The sequence below is a fragment of the Candidatus Insignibacter tubulum genome (genome assembly GCF_056790205.1).
In genome coordinates this window covers 798534-815889 of record NZ_CP199715.1, presented here as the reverse complement: position 1 = coordinate 815889, position 17356 = coordinate 798534, and the positions used below count along the sequence as shown (strand labels likewise).

General features: G+C 29.3%; 14 protein-coding genes, 3 tRNA genes and 1 pseudogene. 14 read left to right on the top strand and 4 right to left on the bottom strand.

Annotated features, from left to right (window positions below; translation table 11 throughout):
* Positions 1-299 precede the first annotated feature (299 nt).
* Complete coding sequence (gene lipA, locus ACUBP5_RS03410) at positions 300-1208, top strand: lipoyl synthase (protein WP_482168242.1); 909 nt, start codon at positions 300-302, stop codon at positions 1206-1208.
* 203 nt (positions 1209-1411) lie between these two features.
* On the opposite strand, the gene ACUBP5_RS03405 is transcribed toward lipA, so the two are convergent.
* Positions 1412-1485: transfer RNA gene (locus tag ACUBP5_RS03405), tRNA-Ala, on the bottom strand.
* Between the two features lie 298 nt (positions 1486-1783).
* Between ACUBP5_RS03405 and ACUBP5_RS03400 the strand changes: the two genes are divergently transcribed.
* The gene (locus ACUBP5_RS03400; protein WP_482168241.1) at positions 1784-2209 is read left to right on the top strand and encodes a SufE family protein; all 426 of its coding nucleotides are present in this window, start codon (positions 1784-1786) and stop codon (positions 2207-2209) included.
* A 153-nt stretch (positions 2210-2362) separates the two neighbouring features.
* On the opposite strand, the gene ACUBP5_RS03395 is transcribed toward ACUBP5_RS03400, so the two are convergent.
* Positions 2363-3109 (bottom strand): enoyl-CoA hydratase/isomerase family protein, encoded by a 747-nt coding sequence (locus ACUBP5_RS03395; protein WP_482168240.1) that lies wholly within the window; start codon positions 3107-3109, stop codon positions 2363-2365.
* Between the two features lie 386 nt (positions 3110-3495).
* Here ACUBP5_RS03395 and ACUBP5_RS03390 point away from each other — a divergent pair.
* Positions 3496-3579 (top strand) — tRNA-Leu (locus ACUBP5_RS03390).
* Positions 3580-4047: 468 nt separating this feature from the next.
* A complete protein-coding gene (locus ACUBP5_RS03385) occupies positions 4048-4590 on the top strand; it encodes an NAD(P)H-dependent oxidoreductase (RefSeq protein WP_482168239.1) in 543 nt (180 codons plus the stop codon).
* 25 nt (positions 4591-4615) lie between these two features.
* On the opposite strand, the gene ACUBP5_RS03380 is transcribed toward ACUBP5_RS03385, so the two are convergent.
* The gene (locus ACUBP5_RS03380) at positions 4616-5245 is read right to left on the bottom strand and encodes a thiamine diphosphokinase (RefSeq protein WP_482168238.1); all 630 of its coding nucleotides are present in this window, start codon (positions 5243-5245) and stop codon (positions 4616-4618) included.
* Positions 5246-5313: 68 nt separating this feature from the next.
* Positions 5314-5986: pseudogene (gene lptB / locus ACUBP5_RS03375) on the bottom strand (LPS export ABC transporter ATP-binding protein).
* 1643 nt (positions 5987-7629) lie between these two features.
* Here lptB and folE point away from each other — a divergent pair.
* From folE to ACUBP5_RS03325, 10 genes are all read left to right on the top strand, one after another.
* Positions 7630-8220, top strand: a complete 591-nt coding sequence (gene folE / locus ACUBP5_RS03370; protein ID WP_482168237.1) for a GTP cyclohydrolase I FolE — start codon at positions 7630-7632, stop codon at positions 8218-8220.
* Between the two features lie 46 nt (positions 8221-8266).
* Entirely contained in the window at positions 8267-10039 is a 1773-nt protein-coding gene (cysS, locus tag ACUBP5_RS03365) for a cysteine--tRNA ligase (RefSeq protein ID WP_482168617.1), read from the top strand.
* Between the two features lie 323 nt (positions 10040-10362).
* Positions 10363-11472, top strand: a complete 1110-nt coding sequence (gene atpB / locus ACUBP5_RS03360; RefSeq protein WP_482168236.1) for a F0F1 ATP synthase subunit A — start codon at positions 10363-10365, stop codon at positions 11470-11472.
* A gap of 36 nt (positions 11473-11508) precedes the next feature.
* Positions 11509-11736, top strand: a complete 228-nt coding sequence (gene atpE / locus ACUBP5_RS03355) for an ATP synthase F0 subunit C (protein WP_482168235.1) — start codon at positions 11509-11511, stop codon at positions 11734-11736.
* Between the two features lie 53 nt (positions 11737-11789).
* Positions 11790-12278: a F0F1 ATP synthase subunit B gene (atpF, locus tag ACUBP5_RS03350; RefSeq protein ID WP_482168234.1), complete on the top strand. Its 489-nt coding sequence runs from the start codon at positions 11790-11792 to the stop codon at positions 12276-12278.
* Between the two features lie 15 nt (positions 12279-12293).
* On the top strand, positions 12294-12836 hold the full coding sequence (gene atpH / locus ACUBP5_RS03345; RefSeq protein WP_482168233.1) for an ATP synthase F1 subunit delta: 543 nt from the start codon (positions 12294-12296) through the stop codon (positions 12834-12836).
* 26 nt (positions 12837-12862) lie between these two features.
* A complete protein-coding gene (gene atpA / locus ACUBP5_RS03340; protein ID WP_482168232.1) occupies positions 12863-14446 on the top strand; it encodes a F0F1 ATP synthase subunit alpha in 1584 nt (527 codons plus the stop codon).
* 8 nt (positions 14447-14454) lie between these two features.
* Complete coding sequence (atpG, locus tag ACUBP5_RS03335; protein WP_482168231.1) at positions 14455-15312, top strand: ATP synthase F1 subunit gamma; 858 nt, start codon at positions 14455-14457, stop codon at positions 15310-15312.
* 496 nt (positions 15313-15808) lie between these two features.
* Entirely contained in the window at positions 15809-16777 is a 969-nt protein-coding gene (gene trpS / locus ACUBP5_RS03330) for a tryptophan--tRNA ligase (RefSeq protein WP_482168230.1), read from the top strand.
* A gap of 358 nt (positions 16778-17135) precedes the next feature.
* Positions 17136-17222 (top strand) — tRNA-Ser (locus ACUBP5_RS03325).
* The last annotated feature ends 134 nt before the right edge of the window (positions 17223-17356 follow it).

Sequence of the window (17356 nt, the reverse complement as noted above, 5' to 3'; positions counted from 1 at the left end):
TAACTCTTATATAAACTATCCTAGTTTAACGAAAAGTTTATAATACTGCAGCAATTTTTTTTATATACCTATTAAAGAGAATAAAACCTCTCTATAAATCATATATATATATAAAAGTAATATATTAAATAATTTTCTAAAATTTTTAGAGATAAACATAACTGATATTTAAAGTCTACTCTTCTAGAGTAGAGAAAAAAATACGTAAAAATCTTATTAATCGGTAAATAATTTCTTTAAAACTTCATAAATTTGCTACTCTAGTCTATATCTTGATATATTCTATATGTTGTTTATATATGAGTGACTCTATAAAATATAATTTTTTATCGTCTGATAAGAACGAGATTATAGAAAAGCCCGTAATAAAAAAAAAACCTCATTGGATCCGCGTTAAGTTACCTATAGGAAATAATTATCAAAAACTACGTAATCTTGTAGACAATTATGAACTTAATACCATATGCCAAAGTGGGAATTGCCCTAATATAGGTGAATGTTGGACAAATGGGGTGGCAACTTTTATGATTTTGGGGAACATTTGCACAAGATCTTGTGGATTTTGCGCCGTAAAAACAGGACGTCCAGGAAAATTAAACTGGGAAGAGCCAGAAAAAGTAGCTCGCTCAATCAAACTAATGAAAATCAAACATGCTGTTATCACTTCTGTAGATCGAGATGACTTAAAAGATATGGGGGCTTTGTTTTGGAAAGAGACCATCCGTGCTATTAGACGTTTAAACCCTCAAACTACTATAGAAACACTTATACCGGATTTTAAAGGACAAATCCATCTTATCGATAAGATCCTTCAAGAACGACCTGAGGTAATTTCTCATAATGTAGAGACTGTGCGCCGGCTTAGTAGAAAAGTACGTGTTCAGGCAAAATATGACCGAAGTTTAGAAGTACTAAGATATATGAAAAAAAATGGTCAATCACGCATTAAAAGTGGTATTATGTTAGGTCTTGGAGAAAGAGAATTAGAAGTATTTGAAACTATGGAAGACCTTAAAAAGGTAGGAGTTGAAATTATTACTATAGGACAGTATCTTCAACCTACAAAAAAACACTTAAATGTAGAAGAGTTTATTACCCCTACACAGTTCAAAAAATACGAAAATGTTGGAATAAAAATGGGATTTCTATATGTAGAAAGTGGTCCTTTAGTACGTTCTTCCTATCATGCAGACCGTCACGTTAATTAGTTTTGTAATATCTAAAAAAGCATAAGAAATTTACAAAATTATATGATTAACTTTTATCTATTTCTATAGATCAATATCCAGCTTTACCATAATTACTATAAAATAGTATACTTTTAAAATGAGTTATTTTAAATATATGATGTGATATTTTATAACATTTTAAATGTTTTATTGCTTGTAGAATTGATAGTATTTAAATTAAGTGGAGACGATGGGGATCGAACCCACGACCTCTACAATGCCATTGTAGCGCTCTTGCCAACTGAGCTACGTCCCCTTAAGAAGGGGGAGTCTATATTTTTTAGTTTTTTATCTATGTAAATAGAGATATTATTTGTAAGAATATTTTTTGACTAGTTTATAATCTTATCTAAATCTTAATCCGCTAGATATTAAAATAGTATTATTTAATAATTATTTTAGGCAGGTTATTCCTATGTAATATATAGAAGCTTAGTGATAAGTTGCTAGTTAAAAATTTCATTTCATAATGTTTATTTTATATAAAAATCACCTATTTTTTTCTATAAATATAACCCTAATAAACTTCTTGTAAATTTGTTACAAAATAATAAATGGGACAAAAAGACATGCAAAAGGTTATTCAGGAGGTAGTTGAAGAATTTGCACTATTTGACGATTGGGAGGAGCGTTATGAATATCTTATAGAATTAGGTAGAAAACTCCCAAAAATGCCTAATAATTTGCGTATTCCAGATAATCTAATCCGAGGATGCCAAGCTAAAGTATGGCTTTATGCCTATAATAAAGAAAACAAAATTTTTTTTCAAGGTGACAGTGATGCTATTATTCCTAGAGGTATTATAGCTTTAATGTTACGGATCTATTCAGATCGATCTCCCGATCAAATTATTCATTCAGATTCTGAATTCTTGTCGAAGATTGGATTTAATTTATTCCTTTCTCCTATTCGCGCTAGCGGTATGGAAGATATTTTTAAACAAATTAAACAATACGCTTTAGCTTTAAAAGCGCAGTAATATATAAAAAATTTCTATTAGAAGATAGAAAATAAACAAGATCCTTACTCCTATAAAGATAAATCGTTTATATTTTAAATCCATTATAGATTTAAAATGATATTTATATATCATATAAAGTAAATATCTAAATTTAAACGGAAGAGGTATTCTTTATGAAAGTATTTTTTTTTGGGCACTTTGTCTTAAAGTGAGTTCAGCACTCAAACGTGCTCTTTTTTTTAAGAGTCTAACCCAATTATGGATATCCCCATAAAAAATAGATTTTATTTTAGCTATCGAAAAACTATCGCAGTTGGCTAAAAAATCAGCATGTTCTTTTAATATCTCAGATAAATCTTTTTCTGGATGGATAACATGGTCTACAAGACCTGTATTTTCACACCATATTGCCCCTTGCCATTTTTTAGGATGAAACGCAAGTTTCATATAATGAGCTTTCCCAATGCGATTAACAATTACAGGTTCGATTACTAAAGGCGCTAACCCTATTGAGAGCTCACTTAATCTAACTAAGATAGAAGAATTTCCGATAACACAATCACAAGCGGCTAATAATCCAACAGCCCCTGCAATGGCTTTTCCAGAGAACCCAGCTAAAATGGGTTTCTGAGATCTAATCATACTAATGAATAAATGAGAAAAATTCATAAAAAAAGCTATACCCTCTTCTAGATTCGAGATACGAGTGAGTTCATCGAGGGAAGCCCCTGAAGAAAAAATATCTGAGCTAGCACTTTGCAATACTATTGTTTGTATACATTCCTGTTCGCTTGCTTGATCAATAGCTTTTTTAAGATTTATCAGCTGTTCAGAGGAAAAGGCGTTTGCTTTAGGGTGAAAAAATTTAATCCAAGCTATACCTTCGCAATAATTAATACGTACATAAGGTTTGTCCATAAAACGGTATTGCAAAAAAACTAAAATTATTCCTTAAAAATCTAAATTCTACTGATTTTTGATAAATCTTGACAAGATATATTAATACAATAATAATAAAGTTTTAGTAAATAAAAAATATATCCTTCAGGATATATTTGAAAAAAAAAAGTTATTAATTATCATATAAGATATAATAAACTATATAAATCAATAATATTGTGATATATGTTGCTTTTTTAGTAAAAGCTTAGTTATTTATCATTATACACAATTAATATATTTTACATATTATCATAATTAGATTATCTACTTACTCACTAATCAGTATTAGTTATCTAAATACGTTGACTTAGAATTTTTTTTTGATAATTTTTTTAAAATAAGATACTTTTGTGATGTTTTTAGCCCATGTGGTGGAATTGGTAGACACGCCATCTTGAGGGGGTGGTATCCGGTAGGATGTGCTGGTTCGAGTCCAGTCGTGGGCACACTGTGCTATATAAAACTTTGATTAGCTTTTAATGAAGTTTTTGGAATATATAAAAGAAATTTTATTATCTGAGTGAATAGCATTCTTAATTTTTAAAAAAAAGGGAGGGGCTATTATATTTTTATATAGAGTCGATTTTAAGAAAAAACTTAGAATATTAAAATCTGTGTATATCTATATTCCTGGGTATTTAATTCCTTAAGAAGGAAATGGCATCATAACTTAATAGAACTTTCCTAAGAAAATATTACTTAGGATAAATCTAAAAATGGATCATTTTAAAAATGAAATAATAATCCTATATCTATTTTTAATAGTAATAGGCTTCTACAATTTTAAAAATTTATATCACTATATATAAAAAGATTACTAAATCTGATTATTATCATGATATATAACTATAAAAGTGTTTTTTCTCTGAAAAAAAAAATTACGCTAAAATCTTTAAAAGATACAAAAAATAACGATGCGAAAAAATACCCTGTTTTTATTTGCTTATCCTGAACTAAAGAATTCCATATCTAATAGAAGGATTAAAGAAAGCATAGCTTTGCTAGAAGGCGTTGAAATACGTTCCCTTTACGATTTATATCCCGATGGTCAACTTGATATAAATGTCGAGCAAAATTTGCTTATTAAAGCAGATTTAGTAATTTTTCAGTTCCCTATGTTTTGGTTCAGCACACCTCCTATTCTAAAAATTTGGCAAGATCATATCTTAACACCTGGGTTTGCCTTTGGCAGTGAAGAAAAAGATTTTAAATTAAAAGGTAAAAATCTATTACTTTCTTTTACTACAGGGGGAAACAAAGAAAAATATCACGCTGGGAATACCTATAACTATACTTTTGATGAACTTTTACGTCCTTTTCAAATGATGGCCTATTTCTGTAAAATGATGTATAGTGGATATATACAATCTAATGGAAGGCCTGCAGAGGCTAAAAAATTAGATAGGGAAATAACTAAACACATTACAAGATTGAGCACATTTATTAGAAATTTATAAAGGATTTTTTTTTAAAAAAAAAATATTAATGTTCTACAAATAGCAATAGTGAACCGGATTTATAATTTATTTTTACTTGGTTTTTAATGGCTCTATTACGTATACCTATTCGATGAGTAATATTGAGGGATTCATTATTAAGAGGATATTCTAATCCTTGCGTAATAATATCTCTAGCTTCTGGAAAAGGTAATAGAGAGATCAGTTTTTCTTTACAACCTTTAATTTTCGTAAATCTTTCAGCGAAAAAATAGCAATGGTATTTATCATAAAATCGTAATGATAGTTTTTGGCTATACTTGAATCCTGTAGAGAGATTTCCTAAAAAATGATCTTGTTCTTTACCGCTAGCTCCCCAGATATCTACATTTTTAAATCCTTCTTGATAGATAATTTGAAGTGCTTTTTCAAAATCTGTAAAATTCTGATCGGGAGTATGAATAAACTTAATATCATTTGTAAAATCAAGTATTTCAAGTGAGTCCCAATCTCCATTTACTACATCGGCACGTATACCTTTTTGTTTTAAATATTGATAAGCACCGTCAGTAGCAAATATTTTTTTATAGTCTCTCTCTTTTTCTTTAGGAAAGATAGAAGGAAGAGTCCCATTTATAAATAAAGCTATTTTAGGATCTTTATATCGGTGATTCATAAAAAAAATCAAGAATTTTTCTTAAAAATGAATTTATTATCTAGATAAACTTTTCTTGCTACAGGATCCTAAACTAATTCTTCAGCAGTTCCGTGTTTAAGAATATTACCTTCAAACATTAAATAAGTGCGATCAGTAATAGCAAGAGTATCCTGTACATTATGATCGGTAATGAGAATACCTATATTTTTCTTTTTGAGTAATGCGATAATCTTTTGAATTTCTTCTATTGATATCGGATCTATCCCTGCAAAAGGTTCATCAAGTATCAGAAATTTTGGATTTATTGCCACTAATCTCGCAATCTCAGTTCTCCTCCGTTCTCCTCCCGATAAAATATCTCCACTATTTTTACATATATGCTTTAAATTAAACTCTTGGAGAATTTGTTTAGTTTTTATTTTTTGTTCTTCTCGTGAAGAACGAGTCATTTCAAGAAGGCTTGAAATATTATCCTCAACTGAAAGTTTTCTAAAAATAGAAGGTTCTTGTGCTAAATATCCTACACCTTTTTGAGCACGTTTATACATAGACGTTAAAGTAATATTTTTTTTCTCCTAAAAATATTTTCCCTTCTGTAGGTCTAATTAAGCCTACAAGCATATAAAAACATGTTGTCTTCCCTTCTCCATTAGGTCCTAGTAACCCTACGATTTCTCCCTGATTTACTTCTAATGAAACATTTTTCACTATCTCTCTTCTTTTATAAACTTTACTTAAATTTTGGCCTATGAGTTGCATATGTCTCGTCTATAGAAGCTAAGATCATTATTAATGGTCTATATATAAATCTATGATATCAAAAGTAATAGTTAATCCCAATATATAAAAAACAACTCATTCAAAGCAAAAAATATGAGAAATTCCACGCTTTTTGAAATACTTACAAAGGTATAGCAACTAAATATACAACCCTAATACAAAAGAGATTATGAAGTTTTTTAATAAAGGGATTTCCCTAAATTTAGTTATTTTAAAGATTGGACAAAAATAAGTCAAACTAAATAGTCCCTACAAGAAAAATCAAGCTAAGCGTTTTGAAAAGAAAGTTGAATTTAAAATAAAGTGATAAGTAACGCTAGCTCTAATAAGAGCTAAGAAATTAATTTTACTAGAAATAAAGTTCAGATTTTGAATACATTTTTAACTTCTGGCTGAAAAATAAACTATGGTTGTTACATAAAAAAGTAAGCTTGATAACCAAAATAGTTTTTAGGTATTTCATTATCTCTTGTATATAGTTTGTTAAGGAAGTAATAGATATGCCTACCCAATAACTCGTTGCTAACGAAATAGATGTAAAGCTTATTATATTGTATATATAAATATTATTATAGAGTTTATTTAATATATCTATATTAACTAACTAGTCAGGAGAACCTAAATTTTTTTAAAAAAAATGTTATAAAACTTTATATTTCATATGAAAATTCTAAAAAGAGAATAAGTTATAACATATTTTAAGATTAAAATATAAAGAATTAGGGTAAAATTGGTAATTCTTTATCATATGAAAAGAAAGAAGTGCATCTAAAAATATATTAAAGTTTATGAATTACTATTTGATTTATATTTAAATTCTTAGGCCTTTTATTCACCTCATTTTCTATAGGTCTGTAGAAAAATATTTTTTTCCAGAAGACAAGTTTTTTTTGAACTATAACTAATAGTCACTTTCTTTTATTGTCCAATAATTCAGTAATTATAAAATAATGAGCAAATTAGCTATATATGAAAAACTTTTTTTCCTGAAAAGGAATTAAAACAAATCTAAACTTAGATATATAAAGTACTTTAATTGATTCCAAAGTGTTATAGAGATCTCTATTAGTAATTCACTGCATAAAAAAACCTTAGGTAAAAAAAATATACTTTTTAACTTTGAGTAATTTTTGATAAAAATTCTTTCTCTTCTAAGCACTAGTTTTCCTGATGATTATATGATGTGTTATATATACCTTTATTATTAAAATAAAATCGAGTGCCCTTAATGCTAATTATGTATGAAGTTTACTGCTATAAAGATTAATCAATTTTTTTAGAAATATTTTAACCCAAAGGTTATCCATTGATCGCTATTTTAACATAAATTATCTTTTTTAAAAAGATATATGATTAATATTCTTCACCATATTCTATATTAAAAAAAAGAATATAGCCTAAGTAAATAACAGATTATTGCATAATTTTATTCTTTTTTTTTTAAAAAAAAATTAACCCAATTATTTATAAATCTTAGAGTTTTAAAAAGTAAAAAACGGCCTCAATTTTATAACTTTGTTTATTTAGTTTTATTGCACATGGATAAATTAATAAACGTTTCTTACGACGGAGAAAAAACTTAGATTTTTCATATAATATATAGCAAGAGTAACGCATTCAAAATGGAAGATAAGGAAAAAATTCAACGCATAGAGTCTCATTTTAGAGAAATTATGAAAATACTTGGATTAGATCTTAAAGATGATAGTTTATGCAATACACCTAGGAGAGTAGCTAAAATGTTTGTAAAAGATATTTTTTACGGTCTTGATCCTGAACGTTTTCCCCAATCTTCTACTTTTAAAAATAAATATAAATACAACCAAATGCTTGTGGAAAAAAATATCGTACTCTATTCTACTTGTGAACATCATTTCTTACCTATAGTGGGACGAGCTCATGTAGGTTATATTTCTAATGGGAAAGTTATAGGACTTTCAAAAATTAATCGTATTGTTGATTACTATGCTAAAAGACCGCAAGTACAAGAACGTTTAACTATGCAAATTGTTCATTCTATACAAAAAATGCTAGGGACTCAGGATGTAGCTTGCGTAATTAATGCAAAACATCTTTGTGTAAACTCGCGTGGCGTTCGTGATATTGAAAGTAGCACCGTAACAGCTGAGCTCGAAGGAGTTTTTAAAACAAATGCAAACACGCGTAGAGAATTTTTACACTACATGGGAGCTAACCATTCATTTGGTCTATAAAAAAAATCAAAGATCTTTAAGTAATTATATTTTTACTAAATACATTATGCAAAATCAGCCTGTTAAGAAACAGGAAATAAGGTTATATAATTCCCTTAGCGGGGAAAAAGAAATTTTTAAGCCCATAGTGGATGGAACTGTTGGGATATATACTTGTGGACCTACAGTTTATAGTCAGGTCCATATAGGTAATTGTCGCACTTTTATTTCTTTTGATATAATAGTTCGCTATTTCAGGCATTTAGGCTATAAAGTACGTTATGTGAGAAATATCACCGATGTAGGACATCTCGAAGATGAAAGTGGAGAAGAAGGTGAAGATAAAATTTTGAAAAGAGCTCGTATTGAGTCTCTTGAACCTATGCAATTAGCACAGAAATACACTCGCAATTTTCATGATATGCTTTCTTTATTTAACGTTGAATATCCTGATATAGAGCCTACTGCTGCAGGTCATATCCCTGAACAGATTAAAATTGTCGAAAAACTTATTCATGATAAACTTGCTTATGAAATAGAAGGCTCTGTCTATTTTGATCTATGGGCCTATTCTAAACTGGTTAAGACTAATTTTGGATATAAAGAATACGGGGTTTTAAGCCGTCGAAAAATAGAAAATCTTTTAATCAATACGCGTACTTTAGAGGGCCAGAAAGGGAAAAAACACCCTCAGGATTTTGCTCTTTGGAAAAAAGCTTCTAAAAGCCATATTATGAAATGGTCCTCTCCCTGGGGGGAGGGCTTCCCGGGTTGGCATATCGAATGTACTGCTATGAGTAATAAATATTTAGGAGATGTTTTTGATATTCACGGGGGTGGTATGGATTTAAAATTTCCTCATCATGAGTGCGAATTAGCACAAGCACAGGCCGCTTTTAAAAAAAATCCTGTAAACTATTGGGTACATCCTAATATACTTACTCTAAACGGTTATAAAATGAGCAAATCAACTAATAATATACTTTTACCCTTACACCTTTTTAGTGGAAATACTTCTTTAAAAAAAACATTTCCACCTGAGGTTGTCCGGTTTTTTATGTTACAGGCTCATTACCGTAGCGTTTTAGATTTTTCAATTCCAGCTCTTATCATCGCAGAAAAAGGCTATTATCGCCTTATGAAGGCTTTCACAGATATAATTCATTTAAAACCAGATAAAGATAAAACTTCTTTGAAGTCTTATGACAAGACTGATTATTTTAATATCCATGCATGGAGACAGCGCTGCTATGATGCAATGAATGATGATTTTAATACTCCTCGTTTAATTGCTCATCTTTTTGAGATATGTCCCTTAATTAATTCAGTTTCACAAGGTAGAACCTCTTTAAGTTTGCCTAAACTAGATCTTTTGAAAACGACCATGCAAAATTTTATTTCAGAGATTCTTGCAGTAGATACTATCTTATTAAAATCATCCGTTTTTAATCAAGACTACTCTAAAGTAGAAATAACTAATAATATAGATTTTCCAAAAGGCATATTAAAAAAATCTTTAAGGAAGAAATTAGGCTTAACCAATTTTTCATCAGGTCATAGTTTAAAAAAAATTCCTGGAGATAATCTAGATGACTTTTTTATAAAAGATAATCCATTAGAATTCTATTCAATAAATAGTCATAAAATTGATTATGATGTTTTTAAGAAAATAGTTGATCTTCTCATAAGAACTCGTAATTATGTTCGTAAACATAAAAACTGGGCACTTTCAGATGAAATTCGAGATCAATTTTTATCACTAGGATATACTCTTTGTGATAATCCTGATGGCATTACAACTTTAAAAAAAACTCATATAGACTCTCCTGATTACTTTTAATATATAAAAAACATTATTGCTCTCTACACGTGTTATAAATCCCGTATAGGGAATACATATTTTTTTTTTAAAAAAAAGGTCATCAAAATCTCAAAAAAATCTAATGTTAATTTTTTATAAATGAACCACCCTTTGGGTTAACTATTAATTTTTTTTTTGGATAAAAATATTATATGATTTTAACAAAAAACAAAGTTATTACTGCTTCAATCATATAGTCTTCAATTAGATATTTTTTCTTCATTTATACAGATTTCCCTAGGCTTTTCATTAATTTCAAACTTATAAAATAAAACCATAAACAACTTAAAAAATTAATGAAAATGATTTTTTATTTATTAATTTTTGCAATTAAAAATGGTTTAAATTTACATACTTCAAAATTAGTTGCTTTGAAAGATAGTATTGTTATTTTTTCTTTCTTATTTGTATTTTTTGCTTTAGGCTATTCTAAATCTATCGATATAAGTCCCCATAAAGAAGATCGCTTGAATCCTGGTAAAATTATTCTTGAGCATATATGTGATTCACATGAATGGATTTTTTGGGGTAGTGGAGAGAGAATTGTAAGTCTTCCCTTACCTGTGATTTTATGGGATCAAGGCTGGCGTATATTTTTATCTTCTTCATTTAGATATGGCAGGGGAATAGTACATCATGCTAATTCTCATTACCGTATGGTTCATGAAAAAATCTACAAAACTAACTATTATGGATTTTTACATATAGATAATTCAGGACGAATTCTTAATAGTAAACCTATTGATATATCAATTACTAAAAATGTCATGGCTACTTTTTTATCTGTATTAATTATATGTGTTGTCTTTTTTAGGATGCCTTCCTCTTATAAGGAGTATCTACCTGGATCTTTATTGTATAAATTATTGGAAACTTTAGTGTTATTAGTAAAAGATGAACTAGCTATACCTAATATAGGTACTGAAAAATATCGTCTTTATCTCCCCTTTTTACTTACAATATTTTTTTTTATACTTGTTAATAATATTCTAGGATTGTTGCCTGCGGCTCCTAATGTTACAGGCAATATTAGCACTACATTGGTTTTATCGATAATGACATTTATAATAGTTAACATAACAGCAAAAAAAGCTTACTGGAAGGATATTTTCTGGATGCCTAACGTACCTATTCCTGTACGTTTTTTACTTGCGCCTATAGAGTTTGTAGGCATTTTTATAAAACCGCTCACTCTTTGCATAAGGTTATTTGCTAATATGACTGCGGGTCATATTATCATATTAAGTTTTATTTGCCTTATTTTTATTTTTAAAAGTATATTTTCTGCTGCGTTTGCTATCCCTTTTGCTTTGTTTATCTTAGCGCTTAAAATACTTGTAGCTTTTTTACAAGCTTTTATATTTACAGCATTATCTGCTTTATTTATAGGAATAGCTGTGAAAGATCATTAATTACATGAGATATAATATTAAATCAATACATTTATTATGGATGCTAATCTGACATACTCAGGTTTAGCTGCAATTGGAGCAGGTTTAGCCGCAATTGGAGCAGGGTTTGGAATTGGGAAGATAGGAGCCTCTGCTATGGAGGCTATAGCTAGACAGCCTGAGGCTTTTGGTAAAATACAAAGTGCTATGATTATAGCGGCCGCTTTAGTTGAAGGTGCTGCCTTATTTGGCATAGTTACTGCTCTTTTAGCTGTGTTTAAATAACTATATTCTTTAATATAACGTAAAATTGTGATTTATTTTTAACCAATAAGTATATGGATTTAGTTACGCCTTCTATAGGACTTATTTTTTGGCAAATAATTCTTTTTATTATTTTACTTTTTCTGCTTGCTAAATTTGCTTGGAACCCTATTTTACAGCTTATAGAAAAACGTCAAGAATACTTATTAAATTCGTTGCAATTGGCAAGAAAAACTCAACAGGAAATAAGTTCGTTTGAGAATGAAAAACAGAATTGGATTAAAAAAAGTCGTATAGAACATGATCTCCTTATTGAAGAAGCTAGAAATTTAAGTAATAAGATGATACAACAGGCTATAGAAAAAGCGCAAGGCGAATGCCAGAAGATGTTCCTTCAGGCAAAGGATAATATTGAAAATCAAAAAAAGTTAGCTTTAATTGATATTAAGAATTATATGGCTGATCTTTCTATAAAGATTGCTGAGAAGCTTATTAAAATAGAACTTAAACGAGATCAAGAACAAGAAAAGCTCATTTCTAATTTAGTTAATGATTTTAAATAGTTCCCTTAAAAAAAAGTGATACAAATTAAAATATCAAGGCATTATGCAAAAGCGATTTTTAATTTTGCTTTATGTACTAATGAGCTAGATCTCCTTTATAATGAGATAAGTCAAATTTTAACTCTTATTAATCAAAATGATAATTTATATTCTGTTCTTATAAACCCCTTGTTATCTACCGAGAAAAAAAATAGAATTTTACGTTTATTATTTAAGTCTTTTTCTAAAACGACGCTTAATTTTTTACAACTCATAAGTTTACATAAAAGGACTTCTCTATTAAAGATTATTGCAAAACTTTTCTTAAATGAGTATAGGTTAAAAAAACAATGGACAAAGATAAATATTATTACAAGCATACCCTTAAGCGATGAACTTGAGGGGATAATTATCAATAAATTATTTCAGAAAGAAAAAATACAAAAAAAATATCTTCTTTCTAAAGAAATAGACTCAAGTATTATTGGCGGTTTTATAGTCCGTATAGGGAGTAAAGAATGGGATATGAGTATTAGTGGAAAGATACGTAGACTACATAAAAGCCTCAAAGGATTATAAATATCTAAAAAAAAAACTGAATTTAAGTGATAGATATAAAAGCGGCTGAAATTTCAGCTATACTCAAAAAAGAATTGGCTAATTTTAGTTTCCGAGATCAGGTATTAGAAACTGGTGTGGTTCTACAGGTAGGAGATGGTATAGCACTTATTTATGGATTAGATAATATAGGTTATGGGGAGCTTGTGGAATTCTCTGATAGCAACCTTGAAGGTATTGTACTTAATCTTCAGGAGGATTATGTAGGAGTAGTCCTTTTAGGCCCATCTCAAAGAATTCGTCAAGGAGATCGCGTAATACGCACCAGACGCATTGCTTCTTTAAAAGTAGGAGAGGGTATGCTTGGCCGTATAATAAATACTTTAGGCCATCCTATAGATGGGAATGGCCCAATAGAAGGGCCTTTATTTGAACTTCCTTTAGAGCGTAAAGCCCCTGGGGTAATCTATCGTCAACCTGTATATGAACCCTTACAAACGGGGATAAAGTCTATAGATACTATGATTCCTATAGGTAGAGGTCAACGTGAATTAATTATTGGTGATCGTCAAACAGGGAAAACGACGATAGCTATAGACACCATTCTTAATCAGAGAGAGTTTTATGATAAAGGAGAACCAATCTTTTGCATTTATGTGGCTATCAGCCAAAAAGGATCAACTCTAGCAGGTATAGTTAATACTTTGGAAAAGTATGGTGCTCTAGCCTATACAGTAGTTGTAGCAGCTAATGCATCAGATCCTGCTCCCATGCAAGTATTTGCGCCCTTTGCCGGAACAGCTATAGGAGAATATTTTCGAGATACAGGCCGTCCCGCATTAATTATTTATGATGATCTTTCAAAACAAGCTGTAGCATATCGTGAGATGTCTTTGCTTTTAAGACGTCCTCCGGGAAGAGAAGCTTACCCAGGAGATGTTTTTTATTTGCATTCGCGTTTGCTGGAACGTTCTGCTAAAATCATACGAGATGATAAATTAGTGCTTTGTATGAATGATTTGCCTGATTCTTTAAAAGATAAAGTAAAGGGAGGTGGCTCACTTACAGCTCTACCTATTATAGAGACTCAAGCGGGTGACATATCAGCTTATATACCTACGAATGTAATTTCAATTACTGATGGACAAATTTTTCTTGATACCGATTTATTTAATGCTGGCACTCGGCCGGCAATTAATGAAAGTATATCGGTTTCCCGTGTAGGAGGGGCTGCACAGATCAAATCTATGAAAAAAGTATCTGGAACACTTAAACTTGACCAAGCTCAATTTCGTGAACTTGAGGCTTTCTCAAAATTCAGCTCTGATTTAGATCCAGCTACTTTAGCTATTATTAACAAAGGTAGACGAAATATAGAGATCCTTAAACAACCATCAAATCACCCTTATAAAGTAGAAGATCAAATAGCTATCATTTATGCTGGAGTCAAAAATCTTTTGGAAAATATACCTATTGAAAAAATTAATAAGTTTGAAAAAGAATATCTTTCTTACCTAAATCTTCATCATTCTTCAGTTATGAATTCTCTAAAAGAAGGATTTTTTGATGAGAAACTTACAAAAGTTCTTAAGAGTGTAGCTATCAAGATTAGCACTAAATATTTTACCTGAAAAACAGTATGACTAATTTAAAAGAAATACGGGGAAGAATTAATTCAGTAACTTCTATCATAAAGATCACTGGAGCTATGAAAATGGTTTCGGCAGCTAAACTTAAAAAAGCTAAAGAGGCCCTTTTAAAAATTCAACCTTATACTAAGAAAATAGAAGATTTAATAAATATTATCTCTTTTAAAAGAGATTTAGATAAAATTTCTTTTTTTTTTAAAAAAAATCAAGGTAAACCTAAATTAATTATTGCCGTTAGTTCCAACAGGGGGCTTTGTGGCGGGTTTAACGCATCGGTTACTAGAATGATAATTTCTCAGATGAACGCTTTTTTACCTACTCCTTATTTACTTACTATAGGTAAGAAAGCTAAAGAGATATTGGATACTCGTTTTTCAATTTATCAGGATTGCAGCACTCTCTTAGATCCTATTTCTTATTCTCAAGTATCTTTGCTTTGTGATACATTAATAAATAGTTTTATTCAAGGTTCCTTTCATTCGATCCAAGTAGTATATCATAAGTTTAAAACTGCAACTCTTCAGCAACTTATAACTGAGCAAATATTACCTATTACTATTTCTTCAAATACTTTAGGTAAGTCACAAACTAACTATTTAATAGAGCCTTCAAAAATATTTCTTTTTAAAAACCTCCTCTCTAAGAAGGTGAAGATTCATTTTTTCAATATACTTTTTGAATCTTATATCGCTGAACATAGTTCTCGTATGAATGCTATGCATAAAGCTACCGATAATGCCTCTTCACTTAAGAATGAATTATTTATTGCCTATAATAAAGCTCGTCAGGCAGCTATAACTAGAGAGATTCTTGAAATTATAGGAGGATCTGAAGAATCGCTTATTTAGAAATAAAGAAAAAACTAATAATAGATCTCTTGATTGAAAACTTAAAAAAAAAGATATCTAAAATCTTGTTAAAATTCTTATATCAAAATTTTTATCTATAAATTTTATATAGAAGTTTATTATCAATGAGATAGTTTCTAGATAAAACTTATGTATATACTTTAATATACTACTTTAAAGTAATGGATCTTACTATATTAAAATATATATATTTTTACTAATCTAGTATTAATAAATACTCTAAGAGAAAGGCTATCATTCATCCCGAACTATATTGTTATATTGTTAAAAATAATCTCTCTTCTGAGAAAAAAAAATAATCGTTCTGGACATTTTAGAATCTTATTAGTAAGAAGAAATCCAAATTTTTAAGGTTTTATTAGTAATTTTAATAAAGTATTTCCATAAAGAGAAGATTCTATTATAGACTTAGGAAGAGAGATTTTTAGTTTATTTACGCAAGCAAATTTTTCTATAAATTTTTAAATATTTAAAAATGCCGAGAATATTAACTGGAGTACAAAGTACTGGAGTTCCGCACTTAGGTAATATTTTAGGGGCTATTTTACCAGCTATTGAATTCTCACGTACTTACTCGGAGCCTTCTTTTATATTTATTGCAAATTTGCATTCGATTACTCAGATTAAAGATTCAAAAAGGTTAAAGGAAAATACCTATCAAGTAGCTGCTGCTTGGTTGGCATGTGGACTTAATACAGATAAAACAGTTTTTTATCGCCAATCTGATGTTCCCGAAGTTACTGAGCTTGCCTGGTATTTAAATTGCTTTTATCCTTATCAGCGTCTCAATTTAGCACACTCTTTTAAAGATAAAAAGAATTATCTTAAAGATATAAATTCAGGTTTAGTCACCTATCCTATGCTTATGGCTGCTGATATTCTTTTATATAAGGCTGATAAAATTCCCGTAGGGAACGATCAATTACAACATTTAGAAATAGCACGCGAAGTAGCTCAACGATTTAATAGCAAAATGGGAGAAATATTTTCGCTTCCTCAGGCTATAGTGACTAAAGATTTTTTATATGTGCCTGGTACTGATGGTCAAAAAATGAGTAAATCTAGAGGGAATATTATCAATATTTTCGCTTCTGATAAAGAACTGCTAAAACAGGTAATGAGTATTCAAACTAATAGTATCCCTTTACAAGACCCTAAGGATCCTAAAAAAGATATTATCTTTGCTCTTTATAAGAGGTTTGCTTCTCAAACTGAAATCTTTCGTATGAAAGAAAACTACCTTGCTGGAGGTTATGGTTTTATGCAAGCAAAAGGAGTTTTATATAACCTTTTATTAAAATATTTTGCTAAAGAACGTCAAAAATTCAATTATTATTTGCATAATAAATCTCTTTTAGATAAAATTCTTTTAAACGGAGCTCAATCAGCTTCCAAAGTAGCTAAACAAACCTTAAAACAAGTCCGTCATGCTCTAGGATATTAATAAAATTAGAGTAGTTATATATTTAAAGTTTTATTTGATATAATATCCATTATATAATCTTTTTAAATAGTTTTTTTAAAAAAAAATAGCTCTCTATATGAAAAATTACCTAGTAACTATTTATAATCTCAGTTTTAGAAAATGAATGTTGTTTTTCTTATATATCATATAAGAAACGTTACGGAATAATAGGAAGTTCTTAATTCTTTTAAGACCTAATATATTAGCCAATAAAAAAATAATTAATAATTTTATTATCAAACTTATTTTTTTACATTTAAATGATCTAATTAATATAAAAGAATAATCTTATCAAAAGGAAGAAAATAAAATGACTAAATTTTAGCTATGAAACTATGGAGAGATGGCCGAGCGGGTTAAGGCGCACGCTTGGAAAGCGTGTTTACTAGAGATAGTATCGAGGGTTCGAATCCCTTTCTCTCCGCACAGAGTATTAAAGTACTCTTTCCTAGAAAGAGTTAAATATACGTTAACATATACATTTATTCTTAATAAGATAAAATCTTTAAGTTCCTATTATTAATATTATTTACTCTAGTTTCTCCTATATAGTCTATA